Annotated in this window: 19 protein-coding genes and 3 pseudogenes; 17 read left to right on the forward strand and 5 right to left on the reverse strand. The window is 67.9% G+C overall.

Features of this window, described 5'->3' with window-relative positions:
• Positions 1-202: 202 nt before the first annotated feature.
• From HCC78_RS02860 to HCC78_RS02890, 7 genes are all read left to right on the forward strand, one after another.
• Positions 203-1,087, forward strand: a complete 885-nt coding sequence (locus HCC78_RS02860; protein ID WP_172327229.1) for a carbohydrate ABC transporter permease — start codon at positions 203-205, stop codon at positions 1,085-1,087.
• 4 nt (positions 1,088-1,091) lie between these two features.
• Complete coding sequence (locus HCC78_RS02865; RefSeq protein ID WP_172327230.1) at positions 1,092-2,000, forward strand: carbohydrate ABC transporter permease; 909 nt, start codon at positions 1,092-1,094, stop codon at positions 1,998-2,000.
• Positions 2,000-3,127 (forward strand): ABC transporter ATP-binding protein, encoded by a 1,128-nt coding sequence (locus tag HCC78_RS02870; protein WP_172327231.1) that lies wholly within the window; start codon positions 2,000-2,002, stop codon positions 3,125-3,127. The genes HCC78_RS02865 and HCC78_RS02870 overlap by 1 nt, the downstream gene beginning before the upstream one ends.
• A gap of 22 nt (positions 3,128-3,149) precedes the next feature.
• Positions 3,150-4,409 carry an ABC transporter substrate-binding protein gene (locus HCC78_RS02875; protein WP_172327232.1) on the forward strand — a complete coding sequence of 420 codons (1,260 nt, stop codon included), beginning with the start codon at positions 3,150-3,152 and terminating at the stop codon, positions 4,407-4,409.
• Between the two features lie 68 nt (positions 4,410-4,477).
• A complete protein-coding gene (locus HCC78_RS02880; RefSeq protein WP_172327233.1) occupies positions 4,478-5,986 on the forward strand; it encodes a glycoside hydrolase family 28 protein in 1,509 nt (502 codons plus the stop codon).
• Positions 5,980-7,074 (forward strand): glycoside hydrolase family 105 protein, encoded by a 1,095-nt coding sequence (locus tag HCC78_RS02885; RefSeq protein ID WP_172327234.1) that lies wholly within the window; start codon positions 5,980-5,982, stop codon positions 7,072-7,074. Before HCC78_RS02880 ends, HCC78_RS02885 begins: the two co-directional genes overlap by 7 nt.
• The gene (locus HCC78_RS02890; protein WP_216671002.1) at positions 7,074-8,435 is read left to right on the forward strand and encodes a pectinesterase family protein; all 1,362 of its coding nucleotides are present in this window, start codon (positions 7,074-7,076) and stop codon (positions 8,433-8,435) included. Before HCC78_RS02885 ends, HCC78_RS02890 begins: the two co-directional genes overlap by 1 nt.
• Before the next feature lie 2 nt (positions 8,436-8,437).
• Here the strand turns inward: HCC78_RS02890 and HCC78_RS02895 are convergent, their stop codons facing one another.
• Together HCC78_RS02895 and HCC78_RS02900 are read right to left on the reverse strand one after the other, a co-directional pair.
• Positions 8,438-9,811, reverse strand: a complete 1,374-nt coding sequence (locus HCC78_RS02895) for an SLC13 family permease (RefSeq protein ID WP_172327235.1) — start codon at positions 9,809-9,811, stop codon at positions 8,438-8,440.
• A gap of 344 nt (positions 9,812-10,155) precedes the next feature.
• Complete coding sequence (locus HCC78_RS02900; RefSeq protein ID WP_216671003.1) at positions 10,156-10,572, reverse strand: hypothetical protein; 417 nt, start codon at positions 10,570-10,572, stop codon at positions 10,156-10,158.
• Between HCC78_RS02900 and HCC78_RS33510 the strand changes: the two are divergent.
• Together HCC78_RS33510 and HCC78_RS02905 are read left to right on the forward strand one after the other, a co-directional pair.
• Positions 10,571-10,830: pseudogene (locus HCC78_RS33510) on the forward strand (IS21 family transposase); the annotation flags it as partial. The gene HCC78_RS02900 and the pseudogene HCC78_RS33510 overlap by 2 nt on opposite strands.
• A pseudogene (locus tag HCC78_RS02905) lies at positions 10,827-11,716 on the forward strand (ATP-binding protein). The pseudogenes HCC78_RS33510 and HCC78_RS02905, both read left to right, overlap by 4 nt.
• 174 nt (positions 11,717-11,890) lie before the next feature.
• Here HCC78_RS02905 and HCC78_RS34695 read toward each other — a convergent pair.
• Positions 11,891-12,358 carry a transposase gene (locus tag HCC78_RS34695; RefSeq protein WP_371743769.1) on the reverse strand — a complete coding sequence of 156 codons (468 nt, stop codon included), beginning with the start codon at positions 12,356-12,358 and terminating at the stop codon, positions 11,891-11,893.
• Positions 12,359-12,693: 335 nt separating this feature from the next.
• On the opposite strand from HCC78_RS34695, the pseudogene HCC78_RS34700 reads away from it, so the two are divergent.
• A pseudogene (locus HCC78_RS34700) lies at positions 12,694-12,813 on the forward strand (ISAs1 family transposase); the annotation flags it as partial.
• Between the two features lie 20 nt (positions 12,814-12,833).
• Positions 12,834-13,010, forward strand: coding sequence for a hypothetical protein (locus tag HCC78_RS02915; RefSeq protein WP_172327237.1), 177 nt, complete (start codon positions 12,834-12,836; stop codon positions 13,008-13,010).
• Positions 13,011-14,906: 1,896 nt separating this feature from the next.
• Here the strand turns inward: HCC78_RS02915 and HCC78_RS02920 are convergent.
• Positions 14,907-15,386, reverse strand: coding sequence for a CYTH domain-containing protein (locus HCC78_RS02920; RefSeq protein ID WP_172327238.1), 480 nt, complete (start codon positions 15,384-15,386; stop codon positions 14,907-14,909).
• Between the two features lie 199 nt (positions 15,387-15,585).
• Here HCC78_RS02920 and HCC78_RS02925 point away from each other — a divergent pair, with 199 nt between their 5' ends.
• The gene (locus tag HCC78_RS02925) at positions 15,586-16,542 is read left to right on the forward strand and encodes an NAD(P)-dependent oxidoreductase (protein WP_172327239.1); all 957 of its coding nucleotides are present in this window, start codon (positions 15,586-15,588) and stop codon (positions 16,540-16,542) included.
• Here HCC78_RS02925 and HCC78_RS02930 read toward each other — a convergent pair.
• On the reverse strand, positions 16,528-17,184 hold the full coding sequence (locus HCC78_RS02930; protein ID WP_172327240.1) for a GntR family transcriptional regulator: 657 nt from the start codon (positions 17,182-17,184) through the stop codon (positions 16,528-16,530). The two genes, HCC78_RS02925 and HCC78_RS02930, sit on opposite strands and share 15 nt — an antisense overlap.
• A gap of 121 nt (positions 17,185-17,305) precedes the next feature.
• Here HCC78_RS02930 and dctP point away from each other — a divergent pair, with 121 nt between their 5' ends.
• From dctP to HCC78_RS02955, 5 genes are read left to right on the forward strand one after another with little or no spacing between them, the layout of a single operon-like run.
• Positions 17,306-18,295 (forward strand): TRAP transporter substrate-binding protein DctP, encoded by a 990-nt coding sequence (gene dctP / locus HCC78_RS02935; protein WP_172327241.1) that lies wholly within the window; start codon positions 17,306-17,308, stop codon positions 18,293-18,295.
• Between the two features lie 55 nt (positions 18,296-18,350).
• The gene (locus tag HCC78_RS02940; RefSeq protein WP_172327242.1) at positions 18,351-18,899 is read left to right on the forward strand and encodes a TRAP transporter small permease; all 549 of its coding nucleotides are present in this window, start codon (positions 18,351-18,353) and stop codon (positions 18,897-18,899) included.
• The gene (locus tag HCC78_RS02945) at positions 18,899-20,215 is read left to right on the forward strand and encodes a TRAP transporter large permease (protein ID WP_172327243.1); all 1,317 of its coding nucleotides are present in this window, start codon (positions 18,899-18,901) and stop codon (positions 20,213-20,215) included. The genes HCC78_RS02940 and HCC78_RS02945 overlap by 1 nt, the downstream gene beginning before the upstream one ends.
• On the forward strand, positions 20,212-21,474 hold the full coding sequence (locus tag HCC78_RS02950; RefSeq protein WP_172327244.1) for a malonyl-CoA decarboxylase domain-containing protein: 1,263 nt from the start codon (positions 20,212-20,214) through the stop codon (positions 21,472-21,474). Before HCC78_RS02945 ends, HCC78_RS02950 begins: the two co-directional genes overlap by 4 nt.
• Positions 21,467-22,984 (forward strand): malonyl-CoA synthase, encoded by a 1,518-nt coding sequence (locus tag HCC78_RS02955; RefSeq protein ID WP_172327245.1) that lies wholly within the window; start codon positions 21,467-21,469, stop codon positions 22,982-22,984. The genes HCC78_RS02950 and HCC78_RS02955 overlap by 8 nt, the downstream gene beginning before the upstream one ends.
• The last annotated feature ends 51 nt before the right edge of the window (positions 22,985-23,035 follow it).

Below are 23,035 nucleotides of genomic sequence, written 5' to 3' on the forward strand. Positions count from 1 at the left end.
GGTCCAAGGGAGGAGCTTCAGGCGCGTGGACCGCCCGGCAATGCCGGGGCGGGATCCGTGCAGCCGCCGTCATCACCATGACCCAGTCCGACGACAGAACACCGTTCCGCGGGGCCCGCGAGGGCAGTCCCGGCGGATCCCGAGACGCATTCCGGGCAGGCCCTGCCGCCCGGATCGCCCGAAACCGGAAAGGAGCCGCATGATGGGTGGCGAAAGCAAATGGATGGGGCTGTGGTACGTGTCGCCCTACGTGATCGGGCTTCTGCTGTTCACGGCCTTCCCCTTCCTCGCATCCTTCTATCTCAGCTTCACCGACTATGACCTGCTGAACAAGCCCGAATGGGTCGGGCTGCACAATTACGAGAAGCTCTTCACCCGCGACCGGACCTTCGACAAGTCGCTGAAGGTGACGCTGATCTACGTCTTCACCACGGTGCCGCTGAAGCTGGCCTTCGCGCTGTTCATCGCGGTCGTGCTGAACTACCGGCTGAAGGCGATCAACCTGTTCCGCACCGCCTATTACGTGCCATCGATCCTCGGCGGCTCGGTCGCGATCGCGGTGCTGTGGCGCTACATCTTCGCCGATACCGGCCTGGTGAACATCATGCTGGGCAGCCTCGGCATGGAGCCGATCAACTGGTTCGGCGATCCCGAGAACGCGCTGTTCACCATCACGCTGCTGCGCTGCTGGCAGTTCGGCTCGGCCATGGTGATCTTCCTTGCCGCGCTGCAATCGGTCGACAAGTCGCTCTACGAAGCCGCCGCGATCGACGGGGCGGGACCCTGGAAGATCTTCCGCCACATCACGCTGCCGCTGATCACCCCGGTGATCTTCTTCAACCTGATCATGCAGACGGTGCAGGCGTTCCAGGAATTCAACGGCCCCTACATCATCACCGACGGCGGCCCGATGAAATCCACCTACCTGCTGCCGCTCTACATCTATGACAAGGCCTTCAAGAGCTTCGACATGGGCTATGCCTCCGCCATCGCCTGGGTGCTCTTCGCCATCATCATGGTCCTGACCCTCATCGCGTTCTGGTCGTCGAAGAAGTGGGTCTACTACGCCGGCGACAAGAGGAGCTGATCCAATGGCCGCCATTACCGACATTCCTGTCGCGAAAAGTCCCGAACCGCCCACCGCCATCGAGCTGAAGCACCGCCGCCAGGCCCTGCGTTCCTCGATCCTGCGCTACGGCCTTCTGACCATCGTCGGTCTGATCATGATCTACCCGCTGATCTGGCTGATCGGCGCTTCCTTCAAGACCAATGCCGAGATGTTCTCCTCGGCCGGGTTCTGGCCTAAGGAGCCGACGCTCTCGGGCTATATCGAGGGCTGGCAGACTTCGACGCCCTACACGTTCGGCAAGTTCTTCGTGAACACGCTGTGGATCATCATTCCCAAGACCATCGGGACGGCGATCTCCTGCACGCTGGTGGCCTACGGCTTCGCCCGCTTCGAATTCCCGGGGAAGAAGTTCCTCTTCGCCACCGTGATCGCGACGCTGCTGCTGCCGAACGTGGTCACGCGGATCCCGCAATACCTGCTGTTCCGCGACATCGGCTGGCTGGACTCCTTCCTGCCGCTCTGGGTGCCCTCGGCGCTCGCCGGCGATGCATTCTTCGTCTTCATGGTGATCCAGTTCCTGCGCGCCATCCCGCGCGACATGGAGGAGGCCGCCCGCGTCGACGGCGCGACGACGCTGCAGACGCTGATCTACATCGTCGTGCCAATGCTGATGCCCGCGCTGATCTCGGTCTGCCTGTTCCAGTTCATGTGGACGATGAACGACTTCCTCGGCCCGCTGATCTACATCTCGTCGGTCGAGAAATACCCGGTGAGCCTGGCGCTCAAGCTCTCCATCGACACGACCGAGGCCTTCGCCTGGAACCAGATCCTCGCAATGTCGGTCCTCGCGCTCGCCCCGTCCCTCATCGTGTTCTTCATGGCACAGAAATACTTCATCGAAGGCATCTCGTCCGGAGGAGTCAAAGGCTGATGGCTGAACTTCAACTCAAAGGGGTCGAAAAGACCTACGGCAACGGCTTCAAGGCGGTCCACGGGATCAACCTCGATGTCCAGGAAGGCGAATTCATGGTGCTGGTGGGGCCTTCGGGCTGCGCCAAGTCCACCACGCTGAGGATGATCGCCGGTCTCGAGACCATAACGGGGGGCGAGATCCGCATCGGCGAGAATGTCGTCAACGATCTCGTCCCGGGCAAGCGCGGCATTGCCATGGTGTTCCAGAACTACGCGCTCTACCCCCACATGAAGGTGCGCCGCAACCTGGGCTTCGGCCTGCAGCTGCGCGGCAAGCCCAAGGACGAGATCGCCACGGCGACCGACGAGGTGTCGGAGATCCTCGAGATCGAGAAGCTCCTCGACCGGCTGCCGAAGCAGCTCTCGGGCGGACAGGCCCAGCGGGTCGCGGTGGGCCGCGCGCTGATCAAGCATCCGGACGTCTTCCTCTTCGACGAGCCGCTGTCGAACCTCGATGCGAAGCTGCGCGCCGCGATGCGGGTGCGGATCACCGACCTGCACAAGCGGCTGAAGGCCGAGGGACGCCCGGCGACGGTGGTCTACGTGACCCATGACCAGGTCGAGGCGATGACCATGGGCGACCGCATCTGCGTGATGAAGGACGGCCACATCATGCAGGTGGCCGATCCGGTGACGCTGTACGAGCGCCCGGCAAACGCCTTCGTCGCGGGCTTCATCGGCATGCCCGAGATGAACCTGGTGCCGGCCGTGCTGACCCGCGGGATCGGCGCGCAGCTGACGCTGGACGGGCAGACCGTGGAGGCGGGCGACGACCTCGCGCGGCGGCTCTACATCCAGGACGGGCCCGTGACGCTGGGCATCCGCCCGCAGCATCTGGGCGTGGTCCCGGCGGGCAGCCCGAACAGCCTGACCGGCACCGTCGCCAACATCGAATTCATGGGCCACGAGGTGAACCTCCACGCGAAGGTCGGCAATGCCCCCTTCGTCGCGGTCGTTCCGTCCGAGCAATTCGACCGCAACACGCAGCGCGGGGACCGGGTCGGCCTGACCGTCTCGGGCAGCCACGCGCATGTCTTCGACGTGTCCTCGGGCGAGAATGTCTCGCTCAAGGGCGCGCTCAACTGAACATCCAAGGGAGGAGAACAGGATGAAAACGGCATTGATGAGCCTCGCGCTTGCAACCACGGCCCTGGCCGGGGCTGCCCAGGCGGCCGAGCTGCGGATGAGCTGGTGGGGCGGCGACAGCCGCCACCTGGCCACGCAGGAGGCGCTGAAGGTCTGCGGCGAGAAATACGGCCACACGATCAAGCCGGAATTCACCGGTTGGCAGGGCCATTTCGAGAAGGTCGCGACCCAGATCGCCGGCCGGACCGAGGCGGACATCATGCAGATCAACTGGCCCTGGCTGCCGATCTTCTCGGCGCGCGGCGACGGCTTCGCCGATCTCGAGCAGCTCGACGCGATCGACCTGTCGAACTGGACCCCCGAGCAGCTGGAAGCGGGGCGCCGCAACGGCGTGCTGAACGGCCTGCCGGTCTCGACCACCGGGCGCCTCTTCGTCTTCAACAAGACCACCTATGACAAGGCGGGGCTGCCGCTGCCCAAGACCTGGGACGACCTGCTGGCCGCCGGCCCGATCTTCCAGGAGAAGCTGGGCGACGCCTACTACCCGTTCGAGGGGATCGCGCTGGACGGCACGCTGCTGGTCACGCTCTACGGCACGCAGAAGACCGGCAAGCCGCTGATCGACCCCGATACCAACGAGATCCTGTGGTCGGTCGACGAGCTGGCCGACGCGATCACCTTCTACCAGAGCCTGGTCGACAACCATGTCATCCAGCCCTGGTCGGACGTCCTGGCGGCAGGCAACCTGCCGATCCACGAAAACCCGAAATGGACCAAGGGCGAGATCGCCGGCAGCTACCAGTGGGACAGCACCTACTTCAAGATCTCCGACCCGATGGAAGAGGGCCAGGAGCTTGAATACACCGGCATCATCGACCAGGCGGGCGAACTGACCGAGGGCGTCTACCGCAAGGCGTCGATGGTGTTCTCGATCTCGAAGAACTCGGAGAACCCCGAAGCCGCCGCCCAGATCGTCAACTGCCTGCTGAACGAGCCCGAGGGAATCGCCGCCATGGGCTCCGCCCGCGGAGTTCCGGCCTCCAAGGCCGCGCTGGCCCAGCTGACCGAGGAGGGCGTGCTGAAGCCCGGCCAGATCGCGGCACAGGAGCTGGTGATCAATGCCGAGGGTCCGGCGATCCATCCCTACATGGAACATCCCGACGTCCGCGCCGCGATGGAAGACAATCTCGAACTCTTCGCCTACGGCGAAATCGACGCGGAAACCGCGGCCGACGAGATGATCTACGCCATCCAGGAAGCGCTGGACGACATCAAGTCCTGAGGTTCCTCCCCAGGGGGGCGGCGGCGTGCCGCCGCCCCCCGCCCATTTCCGCAGAGGCCCGATCCGCGATGACCGCACCCCGTCTCGTCACCCTGTCGTCCCGTTCGGCGACGATCCTGCTCTCGCCCCCGGGCGCGCTCTACAAGCTGCCGCATCCGGTCGCCTGGCGGATCAGCCGCGACGGCGTGATGTACTACGAGGGCACGGCCACGACCGCGCCCGTCTTCGTCGAGGACCTGCTGCCCGGGCATGACTATCTCTTCGATTGCGAGCTGGGGGATCTGGAATTCTCCACGCCGCGCTGTGCCGGGCTTGTCGATGCCCGCGACCACGGGCTGGAGGCCGGCGCGGAGGACAATGCCGCCGCCTTCGCCGCAGCGGTCGCCGCCACGCCCGAGGGCGGCACGCTCATGGTGCCGCGCGGCCGCTATGTCACCGGCCCGGTCTTCCTCAGGCCCGGCATCACCTTCTGGCTGCCCGAGGGGGCCGAGATCGCGGGCAAGGCGGACCGCGCCGGCTGGCCGCAGCTGCCCGCCCGCGACGGGGACGGCCGCGTCATCGGCACCTGGGAGGGCCTGCCCGAGACCTCCTTCGCCTCGGTCGTGACCGCGATCGATTGCGCAGGGCTGAAGGTCACCGGCCGCGGCATCCTCGACGGCGGCGGCGACCGCGGCGACTGGTGGAGCTGGCCGAAGGAGACCCGCGACGGCGCCCGCCGTCCGCGGACGCTGTTCCTCGCCCATTCCCCGGATGTCGAGCTGTCGGGCTTCACCGTGCGCAACTCGCCCAGCTGGACGGTGCATCCCTTCCGCTGCGACCGGCTGACCGCCGCCGCGATGTTCATCGAGAACCCGCATGACAGCCCGAATACCGACGGGCTCGATCCGGAAAGCTGCGAGGACGTGACGCTGGCGGGGCTGCATTTCTCGGTCGGCGACGACTGCATCGCGGTCAAGGCGGGCAAGCGCGCGCCGGGGCAGGAGGACCACCTCGCCCCGACCCGGCGGCTGGAGGTCGTGCAGTGCCACATGGAGCGCGGCCATGGCGCCGTGGTGCTGGGCTCGGAGATGTCGGGCGAGATCACAGACGTGACGATCCGCGCCTGCAGCTTCGACGGCACCGACCGCGGGCTGCGGATCAAGACCCGGCGGGGCAGGGGCGGGACGGTCGCGCGGGTCACGCTGGACCATGTCGTCATGACCGATGTCCCGACGCCCTTCGCCGCCAATGCCTTCTATTTCTGCGACCCGGACGGGCATGACGACTGGGTGCAGACCCGCATCCCGGCCGCGGTGGACGGGACGACCCCGGTGATCGAGGGCGTCACCTTCCGCGACGTGACCGCCACCGGCGTGACGCTGGCCGTGGTGGCGCTGCTCGGCCTGCCGGAAAGCCCGATCCGCGGCATCGTGCTGGAGCGCGTCCGCGCCAGCTTCGACCCGGATGCAGCGCCCGGCGTGCCGCTGATGGCGACCGGGGTCGCCCCCGCCTGCCGCGAGACCATCCGTGCCGACTTTGCCGAAGTGACCGGTGCCATCGAGATTTTCGAGACGACGAAGGATCCAGAGCCATGCTGACCGACTATTTCGCAGCCTTCACGGCTGCCTACACGCCCTACAAGGGCGGGCCCTGGTGCTACGAGGACGGCTGCCTCTACCGCGGGCTGGAACTGCTGCACCGCGCGACGGGCGAAGCGCGCTGGCTGGACGAGATGCAGGCGCGGGTGGATGCGCAGATCGGCGACGGCACGTCGCTGGCGGGCTACAACGTCTCGGACTACAACATCGACAACATCATGTCGGGCAAGGCGCTGCTCTATCTCGGCGAGGTGACCGGCGACCCGAAATACATGGCGGCCGCGGCGATCCTGATCGACCAGCTCGCCACCCATCCGCGGACGAAATCCGGCGTCTACTGGCACAAGCTGCGCTATCCGTGGCAGGTGTGGCTCGACGGCCTCTACATGGGCGCGCCGTTCCAGATCGGCTACGGGCTGAAGACCGGCGACGAGGCGCTGGTCGAGGACGCGATCGCGCAGGTGGTGACCGCGCTGGAGATGACGCTGGTGCAGTCGACCGGGCTCTACGCGCACGCGATGGACGAGGCCCGCAAGCAACCCTGGTCGGACCGCGACACCGGGCACAACAAGGCGCATTGGTCGCGCGCGCTCGGCTGGCTGGCCATGGCGCTCGTGGACATCGCGGATCTCGCCGGTCCCGAGCGGTTCCGCCCGCTGGAGCCGCAGGCCCGGGCGCTCTTGGCGCGGATCATGGAGCTGCGCGTGCCGGGCGGCATCTGGCTTCAGGTCATCGACCGTCCGGACCTGGAGGGCAACTACGAGGAAAGCTCGGCCTCCGCCATGTTCGTATATGCGCTGGAAAAGGCCGCGATGCTGGGCCTCGCGGCCGAGCCGCCCGCCGACCTCTTCGACATCCTCGCGTCCAAGGTGGTGCGCAAGCGCGCGGGCGGCGGGCAGGAGATGGCGGAGATCTGCGAGGTCGCAGGTCTGGGCTATTTCGAGAACCGCTTCCGCGACGGTTCGGCCGAATACTACCTGACCGAGCGCCGTGTCGCCGACGACATCAAGGGCGTCGGCCCGCTGATGATGAGCTATGCCGCCCATCTGGAGCGCGGCAGCGACGCCGCCGAGGCACGGGTGGCCTGATGCTGGACGGAACTCCGGCGCGCCCCGAACTGAGCGGGACGCAGGCAGAGCGGTTCACCCGGTCCCGGGTGCTGGCCCGGGCGGGGCGCTTCGGCGCGGAGGTGGCGGATCACTGGGACCCCTTTGCCGAGCCCTGGACGCTGCCCGACGTGACGGTGGAGCCCGGGCCGCCCGGCGCGGTGCAGATGGCCGTCGAGGCCGCGATTGCCGGAGCGAAGGCGGCGGGCCATCCGCGCCACGTCGTGATCGGGCTCGCCCCGGGGCGGCACGCGGGGCTCGTGTATCTGCCGCGGGTGCGGGTCGGAACCGGCTGGCTGAGCTTCACGCTGCGCGGCACCGGCGCGGTGCTGGAGGACAATATCGACGCCGAGATGACCGGTGCGGAATACCGCCGCCGCTTCGCCGCGCAGTTCGAGGGCGTCTCGGAAGAGACACGTGAGATATTCGAGCGCATCGCCGCGCGGGACAAGATCACCACGGCCAATGCCTCGGTCCTGCGGGTCGAAGCGGACGGCACGCGGCTGGGCGGGTTCGGCATCGTCAACACCTACAACTGCGACCGCCCCGAGGCGATGGACAAGCCCACCGCCTTCAACGCCGCGGGCCAGGCGGGCAGCGGGCAGCACCAGGCGGTCGCGCTGCTCTCGGCCTCGGCCGACCGGCTGCATGCCGAAGGCCTCAGGCTGTCGAGCTTCCAGGACACGCTCTACCTGCAGGGACCGAAGGACCGCACCGTCCGCGCCTTCGTGCGCGACTGCGAGATCGAGGGCGATGTCGATTTCATCTTCGGCCAGGCGACCGCGTGGTTCGAGGACTGCACCATCCGCTCGCGCGGGACCCGCGCCGAAATGGCCTGGGCCACTGCGCCCTCGACCAGTATCCGCGCCGAATACGGGCTGGTCTTCGATGCCTGCGACTTCACCCATGACGGCAGCCCCCGCGCGCTGGCCGGCCGGTTCCAGCTCGGGCGGCAATGGTTCGAGGGGGTGCGCGCCACGCCCTACGGAACCTCGCCGGTCGACGGGTTCGCCTGCCGTCTCGGTCCGGCTTCCGCCTACGAGCCGCCGTCCGGCACGATCAGCCGGGAAACGCTGGAGTCGGTCGGAAAATGCGTCGTGCTGAACTCCCGGCTCGGCGCGCATCTGCATCCTGCCGCGCCCTGGGGCGACTGGAACGGCGGCGACCGCGACCCGTCCGGCGCCTACCGCCCGGCGCCCTGGCATCCGCGCTTCCGCCCGGTGCAGACCGGTCCGTCGGCGTTCCTGCGCCTGCTCGGCCCGTGGCTGGCAGAGCAGGGGCTGGACTATTCCGGCCTCGACCCGGACGAGGCCTGGCTGGGCGAATTCGCCTGCGGCGGCTGAGCTCAGATCCAGCCCAGAAGGCGCCACCACAGGAAATCGAGCGGCACCAGCACCAGGAAGGTGACCGCCGCGAGGATCATCAGCATCTTGACGATGACCCGCGGCGGCTCCTTCGCCAGCCCCAGCGCGATCAGGTAGGGCGGCGCCTGGTAGGGCAGCAGCACCGTGGAAAAGCCGATCACCTGGGTCATCAGCACCGTCTCCACCGGCAGCCCGGTCTGCGCCGACAGCTGCTCGGCCAGCGGCGTCAGCACGGCCGGCACGCCCGGCATGGTGGCGATCAGCGCGGTCAGCGTCGCCAGCAGCGACAGCGAGACGAAATTCAGGAAATCCCGCCCCGGCGCCATCGGCAGCACGCCGGTCACCAGGTCGGCGAGAACCGCGCCCAGCCCGGCATGGCTGACCACCGCGCCGAGCGCGAGCACGCCCGAGACCAGCAGGAGCGTCGGGAAGTCCGCCGACTCGCGGAACTGCGCGGGCGTGACGAAGCCGATCCGGGGGAGCAGCAGCAGTACTGCCGCGCCGAGCCCGACCCAGGCCGGGTTGATGCCGTGCAGCCCGTCGGTGGCCCAGAGCGCCAGAGTTGCCAGCAGGACCGCCATCAGCCGCAGCTGCCGCCCGCCCGGCTCGGCCGCTGCCGCGGACGCGGCGGCCAGCTCCGGCGCGTCGGCCGGGAACAGCCGCAGGATCAGCGCCACGAGGATGGCGCAGCGCGCCAGCCCGAGGATCGGATAGTGCAGCGCCAGGTAGTCGGCATAGCCGAAATGGATGCCCAGGATGCTGTCGGCGGCGCCAGACAGCACCATGTTGGGCAGGTTGGCGGGCAGGATGGCAAAGCCGGGCAGGTTGGCGGCGAAGGCGATGCAGACGGCGACGCCGGTGCGGCCGGTGCTTCCGGGCTTCAGCCCCAGCGTGTCGGCCAGCGCCATGCCGATCGGCACCAGCAGCATCGCGCGCCCGACCGAGGAGGGCATCAGGAAGCCCAGCAGCGCGCCCATCAGCATCAGCCCGCCGATCAGCATCGGGTAGCTGCGCGACAGGTGCGGCGCCGCGGCCTCGGCCAGGCGCTGGCCCAGCCCGGTGACCTGGATCGCCTTGCCGATGACGAAGCCCGCGGTGACCAGCCAGATCGCCGCCGAGGTGAATCCCGAGAAGACCAGGTCCGGCGGTGCCAGTCCCGAGATCAGCAGCGCCGCGAAGAAGCCCATGGCGGTGAGGAACCCCGGCAGCAGCGAGGTTGCCCAGAAGCCCAGCGTCACGATCACCACCGCCAGCGTGCGGGCCTGGAGCGGCTCCAGGGCGCCCGGCGGCCAGAGCGCCATCGCTGCCGCCGCGGCGGCAATCGCGCCCATCAGGATGTGCCTGCCGTAACTCATGCCCTGCTCCTCGTCCGGTACGGCCTCTGGATAGCCAAGCGGCTGCCGATGCGGAAGCGCTGCGGGACGACATATTGTCCTTGCCGGGTCAGGCCCGTCGGGGGGACGCCGGGGCTCTAAAGTCGACTTTCGTTGCCTGAGTAGCTGACCGCAACATTGAGGCTTTTGCGCGAGCGATAGTAATGCTGCACCCACGAAACAAGTCCGTGGTGATGCGCCCGCTTTGGGGCTCCGACCGGCCTTGCGGCGGCGCGGCAGCTCGAGAAACTCCCAGGTGGTTCATTGAAGCGCATCACCTGGAATGATCCGCGATCATGAGACCCGCATCGCCCGGCAAGACGTATCTATTGAACGCAAATCGGAGCAATCTGGGCATCCGTTTCCAGACGGATCGCGCTGCGCCATAGCGGGGTCTTGAAGACGTGGGAGACCCAGCTCCCGGGATCGCCTTTAAGTATCTCGCTGATCAGCCCCGCCCATGCCGGCGGTCTCAGGACGCATGACGAAAACGCGCCCTTCTCCCGCCAGCCTCCGGTGTGCCAGTCATGGGGCTCGCCATAGAGGGTTTCGACCAGAGCGGCTTCGGTCGTGCCGTGATCCGCTTCCACGTTGATCACGTTCATCCAGATATCCCAGCTGCCGACAGGACGGTCGTCGAAGCGCGCTGAGGACGCATGATCGATCTGCGGCACGAAGAACGGGATCAACTCGCCAAACAGGCTGCCGGGACTGTCTGCCAGCTTGGTCCCGCGCCTGGTCAAGGCCGGACGCCGGGAGCATGTCCAGGTTCTGCGTCTGCCGGAGACCTTCGGCATCGACGAGCCTCACATGCGGCCATCAGACAGGCTTTGCACCTCGGTGCTGCGGGCTTCGGCGCCGTGAAGCATCTCGTGCTTTGCCAGGTCGAGAAGAGGCCGCCAAAGCTCGACCTCGATGTCTGCCCCTGCCTGCCGCGCGCAGAAGTCGGGACCACATCCACGGCAAGCTGCATGTCGCTGCTGACGGGAGATGCAGCATGACCGAAACGCCGAAGACCCTGCTTGCCCACCATCTGAAGACGCTGAAGTTGCCGAGATTCCTGCGGGAATGCGAGAAGGTTGCGCGCCATTGCGCCGCCGAGGGCGTGGATCATGTCCAGGTCCCGGCGCGTCTGGTCGAGATAAAATTGCCCGGCGGCGGACGCCGCCATGTTCATTCATTGCGCGCCTTTGGCGCGACCGCGAGCGGCGGAGTTCACGCTGGTCCGCGCCAGCGGATCAAATGGTCCGGGGGACCGTTCGAAGGCGCAGAACGCCGCGAAGTTCCCGGCGGCCAAGAGCCTGGACAGCTTCGACTTCAAGGCGATCCCCAAGCTCAACAGTGAGACCGCGACCGCGACCCGTCCGAGAGAGCGGTCGAACGCAGGTGCTGGAACTTGCCCGCTGCGAATGGATCGACGGACGCGAAAACGTCATCGCCCTCGGGCCCAGTGGAACCGGCAAGACCCACGTCTCCTTGGGTCCCGGCCCCGCCGCATCCCAATAGGGCATGTCGGTCGCCTTCACCCCGGCGGCGGCGCTGGTCAACGAGATGATGGAGGCCCGCGACGAACGACGCCTGCTGCGCCTGCAGAAGCAACTGGCCGCCGTCAAGCTGCCCATCATCGACGAACGGGGCTTCGTTCCGCTCTCCAGGACCGGCGCCGAGCTCCTGTTTGAACTGATCTCGCAGCGCTGCGGGCGCGGGTCCACCATGATTACGAGCAACCTGCCGTTCGACGAGCGGAAATCCGCATTCGGGACGGAACGCCTGACCGGCGCGTTGCTCGGCCGGCTGACCAACCACGTCAACATCCTCGAGATGAACGGCGAAAGCTACCGCCTGGCCCGGAGCCGCTCCCGCAGGGTAGAACCGGAAGCAACCTGACGGCCTGTCGCCCCAGTCCAACGATCATGCTCGTAGTCCGCGCAGGGCAACTCTGGCCCCAAAATGATGCTCTCCAAAGTCGCAGGCCCGCCCATGACTGGCCTGGTTTCGCGCCGCCACAAGGCCGGATTTTGCTCCGCCATTGACACCGGTCCAGCCCGAGGACGCCGACGGTCAGCCGCGCCTCATCTTCCCGGCCCTGTGGCGGCTTGCGCTGCGTGGAGCGAGGCTGGCCGGGCACCCGACAGGCCCGGCGCTCGGAGGTGCCGAGCGTCTCGCGCACATGCTCCGCGCACTCGCGGCGGCGCGGAGGGCCCGGAAGTTTCCCCGGGCAGCCTCGGCCAGGATCAGCTTCCCGGGCGTCAGGTCGGACACCGCCCGCCGCAGCCTCGGGTTCTCCTTCTCGAGTTCCTTCAGCCGCGGCAGCCGCGTCCGGTTCATCCCGCCATGCCGCTTCCGCCACCGGCAGAACGCATGCTGCGATATCCCTATCTGGGCACCGCACCGGCCATCGACGAGCCCTGGCCATGCAGCACGCCGACTTGCCGAAGCTTGGTGGCGATGTCTTCCGCTTTCCAGACATTCCGCAGTCCTCCTGTCCACCGGAATCCTGCCGGACTTCGCGCATTGTGGGTGGACCACTTCAGAGGTGCGGGCTCACGGCCCGGCAGGACCTGATCCTACCGCGCCCAAAGGCGTTTTTCCCGAGCTGATACCGGAACTTTTCCGTCGGCAGACACTGTTCCCCGGCGTTCCTTCCGCGGCCTATCGTGCCGGACGCAGGAGCCAGGCACATGCCCAGTTCTCAACTGCCGAGCCGCCAACTTCTCCGTTTCCATCTGGACCGCGATCCCCGTCTCCGGGGTCAGGAGAATCGCGTTCGGATTTGATAGACTCGGCATAGCCTCTTGGGCTGGAGGGCAAGATGGAGTCTGGACGGCGGACATGATCCCCGGAGCCGCGCCGCTGCCAGGCAGATCTTTCTCTCCGCCTTCGATGACATCCCCGACCCGCGGGCGGGCAACGCGCGCCATGACCTCGGCGAGCGCCTCGTCAACGCCTTCGCCGCGGTGCTCTGCGGGGCGGCAACCTGCGCCGGAAGGAGACGCAAACGGCCATGGTCGTCCCGGCCAAGAGGTCGGCGGAGCGCTATGAAATTCCCGGGCTCCAAGGGGTCGGGCAGATCGAGGCGTCGCGAGGGATCGACGGCAGGACCACCTCCGCGACCCGGTTCTTCGCGCCGTCCCGGCTGCCCGCGCTCGAGGTTTTTCTGGCTGCCGTTCGCGCCCGCTGAGTGATCGGGAACGCGCTGCACCGGCAACTCGACGTCTCGTTCAGGGGGGACGCGGCGCGCAACCGGAAGGACAGCGGCCCGGCGACCATCGCGGTCCTCCGACGTCATGCGCTGGACGTCGTCCGGCGGGACACGTCGGAGGGGGCGCGATCGCCGAAGCTCCGGAGAGGGGGCCGGGACAAAGCCTTCCTGCGCGGCATTCTCAACGGTCTGGCGGCCGATGGAACCGAACCAGATTGTTCTGATCCCTGGGTGGGTCCACGCAGCCCTGCCTGTTGCAGTGAGCACAGCCTTGCGCCTTGTCCGATGGGGCCGCACCTGTGAAATCCGGACCACCTTTTTTCCGGCCTTGCTGGCTTGAAACCGGCAATGCGCGGGCCGGCACCTGTCTCCCGGCCATGGGCGAGGGGAGCACGATGGCGCTCCCGCACCTTTTCAGGGCGGCGTCATCCGGTACACCCTTCGCCCGCGACATGCTGTAAAATTGTCAAGAAGCTCGCCATGCCGTCATGCGCGTCCAAGGACGCAGGAACCGGCATGCCTCGCGACTCTATCACCACCGGAAACACCACGAACCGCGATCTAGGGGGGCGGATGCACCGCCTGCTCTGCGTGTAGGCTGCGCGGCGAACAGGGCCCGCCCGAGCGGCGCCGGGGCGGAGAGCCTGGTGGCATGGGCGTTCCCTTCCGTGCAAAGGGCGAACGCGGTCCGCGGCCGCTTGGGTTGCAGCATTGCGACCCCGCTCGTTTCTCGATTGACCGGAGCGAACGCCCGGCCGTCGGATTGCCGATCACGTCGGCCCGGTTCCAATGCTTCTGCCGCCGCGCCGCGCGATCCCACGGGGGGCGGCTGGGGAGCCGTGCAGACCGGCGGATGTTTTCCGTGCCCGGACGATCGGTGTGCGCAGAGACGCGCCGCGCTGGTCCTGCGGTCGGCCGTGCTGCTCGGAGGCTCCGGACGGTACCGTCCGTCCTTCTCATGGAACGTCACGGGAGCGTCCAAGCAGCTGGCTCCGGCATAGCGGCTGCCGCCGGCCGGGCGGGATATGCGAGCCGGGCCGGACCTTGCGGGGGGAACGGATCGTCCGCAGCCTCCAGCGTGGCGCCCCATGCTTCCGGACCCTCTTTTCGGGTGCCCGGACTCCGGCAAGCGTCAAACTGGGCGAAGACGGGCGTCCTGCAAAAGCGGCGCCATCCTGCGACGGGCCAGGACGCTGGGCATGGGCTTGCGGGTCCCGGTCGAAGCGCGGTCCGGGGCATCGGTCCTTCGCGTTAAGATCTTTTTCCGGGACAGCCCGTCCGCCCTCCGCTTTCCCGGACCTGCGACCCGACTGAACGGCGAGTGACGCAGCATCGGACCCTCCGGCAGGCGCGGCCCCTGCGGAGACCGGGAACCGGCCCAGGCCGGCTGGGTACAGCCGTTGCGGCATTGCCGCGGCGAGGCAAATCCTCCTTCGAGGCTGCCGAAATCGCAATCGAGCGGTGCATGCACGCCATGGACGGCCTGCCGGATCGCGTGAGTGCGTGCCGATCCGCAGGCCGGTCGGCGCGATCCTGATGGGGCTGCCTGAGCTATGTGGGGCAGCGCGGCCGCGACCTGATACCGGCAACCCTCGCGCCAGTCTGCGATGGCGTCGTGGTCAGCCTGCCTTTGGAAAACTGCAGCTGGCAAGCTGGACCCGCCGGTCGGCGCGAGGCCACGGTGAGCCAAGCCACAGGATGGGACACGATCAACTTCCCGCCGCGGGGCCGAAGGCATCAAGGCGGCGTGACGAAATCCTCGGTGCGTTCCGGCTGGCAGACGGTCATGGCTTGCGATCCTGCGCGGCTGCTCCGTGACAATATGCAAGACCTTGCCGCATGGCGGACCATCGGATGCGATTCTGCCGGAGCCGCCTAGCCCGTGCTGCTCCGGAACCGGCGGCGCGCCTCCAGCATGTTCGCCTGGCGGAACTCCGGGAGGCCGGTCACTTCGCGGCCGATCCAGGATGGGCAGGAGAAGACGGCCTCCTCGCAGGGCAGCTCGATTTCGGCGAAGACCGTTCCGGCGAGCAAGCCGCGGTACTCGTCGACGAACCATTCCAGCCCGTCATGAAGCACGTGGTGGCGCACCTTCTCTACCGTGCCGCCCGGACAGTGCCGCAGCAGCATGGCCTCGGCGTCCTCGGCCGGGATGTCGTATTCGAATTCGTCGCGGCTGATCCCCATGCGCGGACCCTTCACGGTCAGCGTGGCATGCCCGTCATAGAAGCGGATCCGCACCTTGCGGCCGCCATGGTCCGATAGCAGCCCGTCGCGCAGCTCCACGGCATGCAGCACCGCGCCGCGCCAGCCGTCGCCGGTGACAAGGAACTTGCGTTCGATTTCCTTCGCCATGCCCCCTACCGCATTTCGGTTCTTCCGGTGCCCTCGTCCCGGATGCCGCCGGGCCCACCCGACGGAACGCCGGAATCGGGCTTCGGCAGGCGAAAGTCAATGCGATTGCGGAAGCAGGTTGACCATGCCGCGGCGGGCCTTGCCCTCGGCGCCGGCGGCGGGCATTTGGAGGCGTGTTCACCAGTCCGGAGATGCCGCGATGAAATGCCTGATCGTCCAGCCCGTCCACGAGGCGGGGCTCGCGCGGCTGCGCGCCGCCGGGATCGAGCCGGTGCTCTGCCCAGATGCCTCGATGGAGACCGTGGCGCGGCTTGTGCCCGGCTGCGTGGCGGCGATCACCCGCGACGGCGGCTTCTCGGCGGCGGCCTTCGCTGCGGCGGACAGGCTGCGCGTGGTGGCGGTGCATGGCTCGGGCCATGATGCCGTGGACAAGGACTCGGCCAGCGCAAAGGGCGTGCTGGTGGCCAATGCGCCGGGACTGAACGCGCGCTCGGTGGCCGAGCTGGCCGTCGGGCTGGCCATTGCGGCGAGCCGGGGCATTGCGGCGGGCGACGCCGCCGAACGGTCCGGCACGGCGGGATTCCGCTATTCCCGCAGCTTCGGCGAACTCTTCGGCAAGACCGCGCTGATCGTCGGCTGGGGCCGGATCGGGCGGATGGCCGGCGAGAGCCTGGCGCGCGGCTTCGGCATGGAGGTGCTGGTCTGGTCGCCGCGCGCGCCCGAGACCGGCGGATTCGCCCGGCCGGAGACGCTGGAGGCCGGGCTGGCCGCGGCTGACCTGATCTCGCTGCACACGCCGATGTCGCCGCAGAGCCGCAACATGATCAATGCCGCGAGCCTGGCGCAGTGCAAGCCCGGCGCGGTGCTGGTCAACACGGCGCGGGCCGGGCTGGTGGACGAGGAGGCGCTGGCCGGGGCATTGGAAGAGGGGCGGCTGGCGGGGGCGGGGCTCGACGTCTATACGGACGACGCGCCGACCGGACGGCTCGGCCGCGCGCCGGGGGCGATCTTCACGCCGCATCTGGGCGCCACCACCGAAGAGGCGCTGATCCGGGTGGCGGTGGCCTCGGCCGAGAACGTCATCACCGCGCTTGGAGGCGGCATCCCCGAAACCGCGCTGAACGCCGAAGCCGTGCGGGACTCATTCGGCCGCTGATTTCAGCCGCGCCATCAGGAAGCGGAACTTCTCGCCCTGCACGGCCACATGGGCGCGCAGGGCATCGGCCGCCGCCGGCCCGTCGCCCGCGCGCAGGGCGGCGACGATCTGCTCGTGCTCGGACATGGATTGCGGCAGCCGCCCTCGCAGGCGCAGCTGCATGCGCCGGAACGGCTTCAGCCGCCGGTGCAGCGCGCCGGTTTCCTGCGCCAGGAATCCGTTGCCGGATTCGCGGTAGATGATGTGGTGGAAGCGCTCGTTCTCCAGGTAGTAGGCATCGGCATCCTGCGCCGCCACCGCCTTGCGGCATTCGGCATTGGCCGCGTCGAGCTCGGCCAGCGCCTCGTCCGAGATCCGTCCGGCCGCGAGCCGGCCGCAGACGGATTCCATCTCGGCCATGACCTCGAACATTTCCATCAGCTCCACGGGGCCGGGCTGGCGCACGAAGACGCCGCGTCGCGGGAGCTGCTCCACCAGCCCCGAGAGCGCCAGCTTCTGCAGCGCCTCCCGCAGCGGCGTGCGCGACACCCCGAAGCTTTCGGCCAGCCGCACCTCGTCCAGGCGCTCGCCGTCGGGATAGGTGCCGTCGCAGATCCGTTCCTCCAGGGTCTCGGCGATGATGTCGGCGCGGCGTCTTTCCATGGCCCCTCCTGAGAGATGCAAGCGTGCATTTTTTGTATACAAGGAGGTTGACGTGAAAAACAAGAGTCGGTTAGCGTGAAAGGCGAGCGGAGGCACATCCGCCGTTCCAAGGGAGGAAACCATGAATTTCAAGCTGACCACGGCCCTGGCCGGGGTGGCTGTCCTTGCGGGCGCCGTCGCCGCGGGAGCCACCGAACTGCGCCTGTCGCATCAATGGTCCGACAAGGACGTCCGCCACCAGGTGGCGAAGATCGTCGCTGACGAAGTCGCGGCAGCCGATGTCAACCTGGAGATCAAGATCTTTCCCAGCCAGTCGCTGTTCAAGGCGCGCGAGCAGTACAAGCCGCTCAGCCGCGGCCAGCTCGACATGACGGTGCTGCCGCTGAGCTATGCCGGCGGCCAGCAGCCGGCCTACAACCTGACGCTGATGCCGGGACTGGTGAAGAACCACGACCATGCCGCGCGCCTGACCTCCAGCCCCTTCATGGACGAGCTGGAGAAGATCATGGCCGAGGATGACGTGATGCCGCTGGTCCATGGCTATCTGGCCGGCGGCTTTGCGGGCAAGGAGGGCTGCATCACCGGGCCCGAGGACGTGAAGGGCCTGCAGACCCGCGCGGCCGGCAAGGCCTTCGAGCAGATGCTGGCCGGGGCAGGGGCGTCGATCGCCTCGATGGCCTCGTCGGAGATCTACAACGCCATGCAGACCGGCGTGCTCGACGCGGCGAACACCTCGTCCTCGTCCTTCGTCAGCTACCGCATCTACGAGCAGGTCGCCTGCTACACCCCGCCCGGCGAATACGCGCTGTGGTTCATGTACCAGCCGCTCCTGATCAACAAGACCACCTTCGGGAAGCTCGACGACGCGCAGCAGCAGGCGCTGCTGGATGCCTCGGCCAAGGCGCAGGCCTTCTACCTCGAGGAAGCCAAGAAGGAAGACGCGGAATCCCGGCAAGTGTTCGAGCAGAACGGCGTCCAGATCAAGGACATGACCTCCGAGGAATTCGACGAATGGCGCGCCATCGCGCAGGAGACGTCCTACAAGGCCTTCGTCGAGGACATGGACGATGACGGCCAGACCCTGCTCGACATGGCGCTTGCCGTCCAGTGACCTTGCGGGGCGGCGCAGGCCGCCCCCGACAGCCCCCTAGCAACGGAGCCTGCAAATGGCGACCCACAGCTTCGCCGTGACCGCGCGCACGGGCGACAACGGATTCCTGCGCGCCGTCGCCGCCATATCGACCGTCGCCGGCTGGTGTTCCGCCGCCATGGTCGTGGCGGCGGTGCTGATCACCTGCCAGATGATCTTCATCCGCTTCGTGCTGAACGGCTCGACCGTCTGGCAGACCGAGGCGGTGATCTACCTGGTCATCGCGGCCACGCTGGTCGGGCTGCCCTACGTGCAGCGGCTGCGCGGCCACGTGAATGTCGACCTGATCCCGCTGGCGCTGCCGTTCCGCGCGCGCCGGGTGCTCTGCTTCGCCACGCTGGGCCTGTCCATCGCCATCGTCGCGGTGATGTTCTGGCACGGCTACGAGTTCTGGCATTTCGCCTGGGACCGCGGCTGGCGCTCGGAAAGCGTCTGGGGCGTGAAGCTCTGGATCCCCTACCTGGCCATTCCCGTCGGCTTCGGCCTGCTGCTCCTGCAGCTGGTCGCCGACATGGTGGCGCTGGCGACCGGCGTCGACCGTCCCTTCAACCTGGAGAGCGAGTGATGGATCCGCTGCTTCTTGCCGCCATCGTGGCTGCCGCCACGATCCTGGTCCTGTTCTCCGGCGTGTCGGTCGCGCTGGGGCTGCTGATCGTCTCGGCCGGCTTCCTGATCGTCTTCGACGGGCCGCGCTCGCTGGAACTGCTGCCGGAGATCTTCTTCGGCAAGCTCGACAATTTCGCGCTGCTTTCGATCCCGATGTTCATCATCATGGGCGCGGCCATCGCCTCCACGCGGGCAGGGGCGGACCTCTACGAGGCGCTGGAGCGCTGGCTGACCCGAGTGCCCGGCGGGCTGGTGATCTCGAATCTCGGCGCCTGCGCGCTTTTCGCCGCCATGTCCGGCTCCTCGCCCGCAACCTGCGCCGCCATCGGCAAGATGGGCATCCCCGAGATGCGCAAGCGCGGCTATCCCGACGGCGTCGCCGCCGGTTCCATCGCCGCGGGCGGCACGCTGGGCATCCTGATCCCGCCCTCGGTCACCATGATCGTCTACGGCATCGCCACCGAGACCTCGATCGGCCGCCTCTTCCTGGCCGGCCTCGTGCCGGGGCTGATGCTGGTCGGGCTGTTCATGGCCTGGTCGATCTGGTCGACCTGGAAGACCGGCGATTCCGTGGCGCTGTCCGCGGGCAGCTATTCCTGGCGCGAACGGCTGGAGATCCTGCCCCGCGTCGTGCCGTTCCTGATCATCATCGTCGGCGTGCTCTACGCGATGTACGGCGGCATCGCGACCCCGTCCGAGACGGCGGCGGTCGGCGCGATCCTCTGCCTCGTGATCGCCATGGTGATCTATTCGCTCTGGTCCCCGCGCGCGATCTGGACCGTGCTGCGCGACAGCACCAAGGAATCGGTGATGATCCTCTTCATCATCGCCGCGGCCGGCGTCTTCTCCTACATGCTGTCGTCGCTCTACATCACCCAGTCGATCGCCGAATGGATCAGCCAGCTCGAGGTCAACCGCTGGGTGCTGATGGGCACGATCAACGTGTTCCTGCTGGTCGCGGGCTTCTTCCTGCCGCCCGTGGCGGTGATCCTGATGGCGGCGCCGATCCTGATGCCGATCATCGAGACGGCCGGGTTCGACGCGGTCTGGTTCGCGGTGGTGCTGACCATCAACATGGAGATCGGCCTGATCTCGCCGCCCGTCGGGCTGAACCTCTATGTCATCAACGGCATCGCGCCCGACATCAAGCTGAAGACCATCCTCTACGGCTCGCTGCCCTATGTCGGCTGCATGGTGGCGGGGATCGTGCTGCTGTGCCTCTTCCCGGGCATCGCGACCTGGCTGCCGGATCTGGTGATGGGGGCAGAACCGTGACCATCCTCGCCGATCTGCTGTCCACCGTATTCGAGCGGCGCGGGCGCGGTCCCGCCGCGAAGGCCGACGGGCGGGACATGGCGGAGCTGGCGGCGGCGCTGATGGGCGCCTCCGCCGAGACCGAGGGCCTGACCCTCGCCCGCCAGATGCTCGACCGCTACGAGTTCCTCGGCGATGAGGACCGCGCCGGGTTCTTCCGCCATCTCGCCGGGCGGATGGACATCGATCCGGCTGCGGTGCGAGAGGCGCTGGAGGCCTATGAGGGCACGCGCTCGGGCGAGGCCTACCGCGCCTTCCTCGCCGCGGCCGAGCCGCCGCGGCAGGAGCTGATCCGCCGCTTCAACCAGGTGCCGGGCGCCACCCACCGGCTGGTCGAGATGCGCGCCGACCTGCTGCGCCTGTCGCGCGAGGCGCCGGAGCTCAGGGCGCTCGACCAGGATTTCCGGCATCTCTTCCGCTCCTGGTTCAACCGCGGATTCCTGGTGTCGCGCCCGGTGACATGGGACAGCCCCGCGAGCGTGCTGGAGAAGATCATCGCCTACGAGGCGGTCCATGCGATCCAGAGCTGGGACGACCTGCGGCTGCGGCTTGCCCCCGCAGACCGGCGCTGCTTTGCCTTCTTCCACCCCGCCATGCCGGAGGAGCCGCTGATCTTCGTCGAGGTGGCGCTGACCAGCGGCATCCCGGGCTCGATCCAGGGACTTCTGGACGACGACCGCGCCGCGCTTTCGGCGCAGGAGGCGGACACGGCGGTGTTCTATTCCATTTCAAACTGCCAGAACGGGCTTGCCGGGATCAGCTTCGGCAATTTCCTGATCAAGCAGGTCGCCGCGGATCTCGCCGCGGAGCTGCCGGGGCTGAAGACCTTCGTCACCCTCTCGCCGATCCCCGGCTTGATGCGCTGGATAGAGGCGGAGGGGCTGGAGCACGATCCGCAGGACCACGCACGGATGCGGGCGCTGGCGGCACGCTACCTGCTGCATGCAAGGCGGCCCGACGGCAAGCCTGCCGATCCGGTGGCGCGCTTCCACCTGGGCAACGGCGCGCAGGTCCATGCGGTGCATGGCGGTGCCGATACCTCGCCGAACGGGCTGGCGCAATCGGGAGGGGCCATGGTCAACTATCTCTACGACCTTGCAAAGGTGACCCCGAACCACGAGGCCTATGCCCAGCGGGGCGAGATCGCCGCTTCGCAGCCCGTCCGGGCGCTCGCCGCCCATAACGAGACCTCCAGAGCCAGGGAAAAGACAGATGGCTAATCCGCTCTACGACACGCTCTTCGGGAAACATGCGGGCAGCACCCGTCCGTTCCTGCAGCTCGCCGACGGCAGCACGGTCAGCTATGCCGAGTTCCTGCGCCGCGCCGCGCGCATGGCCCATGCGCTGGCGGCCTGCGGGCTGGAGCCGGGCGACCGCATGGCCGTGCAGGTGGAGAAATCGCCCGAGGCGCTGTCGCTCTATGCCGCCGCCGCGCAGGCCGGGGTGATCTTCCTGCCGCTGAACACCGCCTATACCGCCGATGAGCTCGACTATTTCGTGACGAATTCCGGGGCGAAGCTGCTGGTCTGCGACGGCGCCAAGGAGGGTTCGCTGTCGGAAATGGCCACCCGCTGCGGCGCCCGGCTGGAGACGCTGGATGCCGACGGCTCGGGCACGCTCGCGGAGATCGCCCGGGCCATGCCCGCCGATTTCGAAACCGTGGCGCGGACGGGCGGGGATCTGGCCGCGTTCCTCTATACCTCCGGCACGACGGGCCGGTCGAAGGGCGCGATGCTGACCCAGGACAACCTGCTGTCGAACGCGCTGACGCTGGTGGAGCACTGGCGCTTCACCGGGCAGGACGTGCTGATCCACGCGCTGCCGATCTTCCACACCCACGGGCTGTTCGTGGCGACCAACGTGATGCTGGCCGCGGGCGGAACGATGATCTTCCTGCCGAAGTTCGACCTCGACCAGATCCTCGCGGCCCTGCCGCAGGCTACCGCGATGATGGGCGTGCCGACCTTCTACACCCGCCTGCTGTCCGATCCCCGCTTCACCGGAGACCTGGCCAAGGGCATGCGCCTCTTCGTCTCCGGCTCCGCGCCGCTGCTGGCAGAGACCCACCGCGACTTCGAAGCCCGGACCGGGCACCGCATTCTCGAGCGCTACGGCATGACCGAGACCAACATGAACACCTCGAACCCCTATGATGGCGAGCGCCGGGCCGGCACCGTGGGCATGCCGCTGCCCGGGGTGGAGCTGAAGGTCACCGACCCCGAAACCGGCGCTGCGCTGGCGCAGGGCGAGGTCGGCATGATCGAGGTGCGCGGTCCGAACGTCTTCAAGGGCTACTGGCAGATGCCCGAGAAAACCGCCGCCGAGCTGCGCGAGGACGGGTTCTTCCTGACCGGCGATCTCGGCATGATCGATCCGGACGGCTACGTCACCATCGTCGGGCGCGGCAAGGACCTGATCATCTCGGGCGGCTACAACATCTATCCCAAGGAGATCGAGCTCGTGCTCGACGAGCAGCCCGGCGTGCTGGAAAGCGCGGTGATCGGCGTGCCGCATCCCGATTTCGGCGAGACCGTGCTCGCGGTGCTGGTGCCGCGCAAGGGCGAGACGCCCGACATCGCGGCGATCGAGGCCACGGTGGCCAAGGGGCTGGCGCGGTTCAAGCACCCCCGCCGCTACGTGATCCTGGACGAGCTGCCGCGCAACACGATGGGCAAGGTGCAGAAGAACGTGCTGCGCGAGGCCTACCGGGACTCCTTCGCCCCGGCCTGATCCGCCGCCTGCCGCCATGCGGGTCCGCTGGTGGCCTGGCGGGGCCCGACC

This window comes from Mangrovicoccus sp. HB161399 (assembly GCF_013184745.1).
In the GTDB taxonomy this organism is placed as follows: domain Bacteria; phylum Pseudomonadota; class Alphaproteobacteria; order Rhodobacterales; family Rhodobacteraceae; genus Mangrovicoccus.

Coding starts and splice junctions, on each gene's coding strand:
- HCC78_RS02860 (WP_172327229.1), top strand. CDS start 203: ATGGGTGGCGAAAGCAAATGGATGGGGCTGTGGTACGTGTCGCCCTAC.
- HCC78_RS02865 (WP_172327230.1), top strand. CDS start 1,092: ATGGCCGCCATTACCGACATTCCTGTCGCGAAAAGTCCCGAACCGCCC.
- HCC78_RS02870 (WP_172327231.1), top strand. CDS start 2,000: ATGGCTGAACTTCAACTCAAAGGGGTCGAAAAGACCTACGGCAACGGC.
- HCC78_RS02875 (WP_172327232.1), top strand. CDS start 3,150: ATGAAAACGGCATTGATGAGCCTCGCGCTTGCAACCACGGCCCTGGCC.
- HCC78_RS02880 (WP_172327233.1), top strand. CDS start 4,478: ATGACCGCACCCCGTCTCGTCACCCTGTCGTCCCGTTCGGCGACGATC.
- HCC78_RS02885 (WP_172327234.1), top strand. CDS start 5,980: ATGCTGACCGACTATTTCGCAGCCTTCACGGCTGCCTACACGCCCTAC.
- HCC78_RS02890 (WP_216671002.1), top strand. CDS start 7,074: ATGCTGGACGGAACTCCGGCGCGCCCCGAACTGAGCGGGACGCAGGCA.
- HCC78_RS02895 (WP_172327235.1), bottom strand. CDS start 9,811: ATGAGTTACGGCAGGCACATCCTGATGGGCGCGATTGCCGCCGCGGCG.
- HCC78_RS02915 (WP_172327237.1), top strand. CDS start 12,834: ATGGTCGTCCCGGCCAAGAGGTCGGCGGAGCGCTATGAAATTCCCGGG.
- HCC78_RS02920 (WP_172327238.1), bottom strand. CDS start 15,386: ATGGCGAAGGAAATCGAACGCAAGTTCCTTGTCACCGGCGACGGCTGG.
- HCC78_RS02925 (WP_172327239.1), top strand. CDS start 15,586: ATGAAATGCCTGATCGTCCAGCCCGTCCACGAGGCGGGGCTCGCGCGG.
- HCC78_RS02930 (WP_172327240.1), bottom strand. CDS start 17,184: ATGGAAAGACGCCGCGCCGACATCATCGCCGAGACCCTGGAGGAACGG.
- dctP (WP_172327241.1), top strand. CDS start 17,306: ATGAATTTCAAGCTGACCACGGCCCTGGCCGGGGTGGCTGTCCTTGCG.
- HCC78_RS02940 (WP_172327242.1), top strand. CDS start 18,351: ATGGCGACCCACAGCTTCGCCGTGACCGCGCGCACGGGCGACAACGGA.
- HCC78_RS02945 (WP_172327243.1), top strand. CDS start 18,899: ATGGATCCGCTGCTTCTTGCCGCCATCGTGGCTGCCGCCACGATCCTG.
- HCC78_RS02955 (WP_172327245.1), top strand. CDS start 21,467: ATGGCTAATCCGCTCTACGACACGCTCTTCGGGAAACATGCGGGCAGC.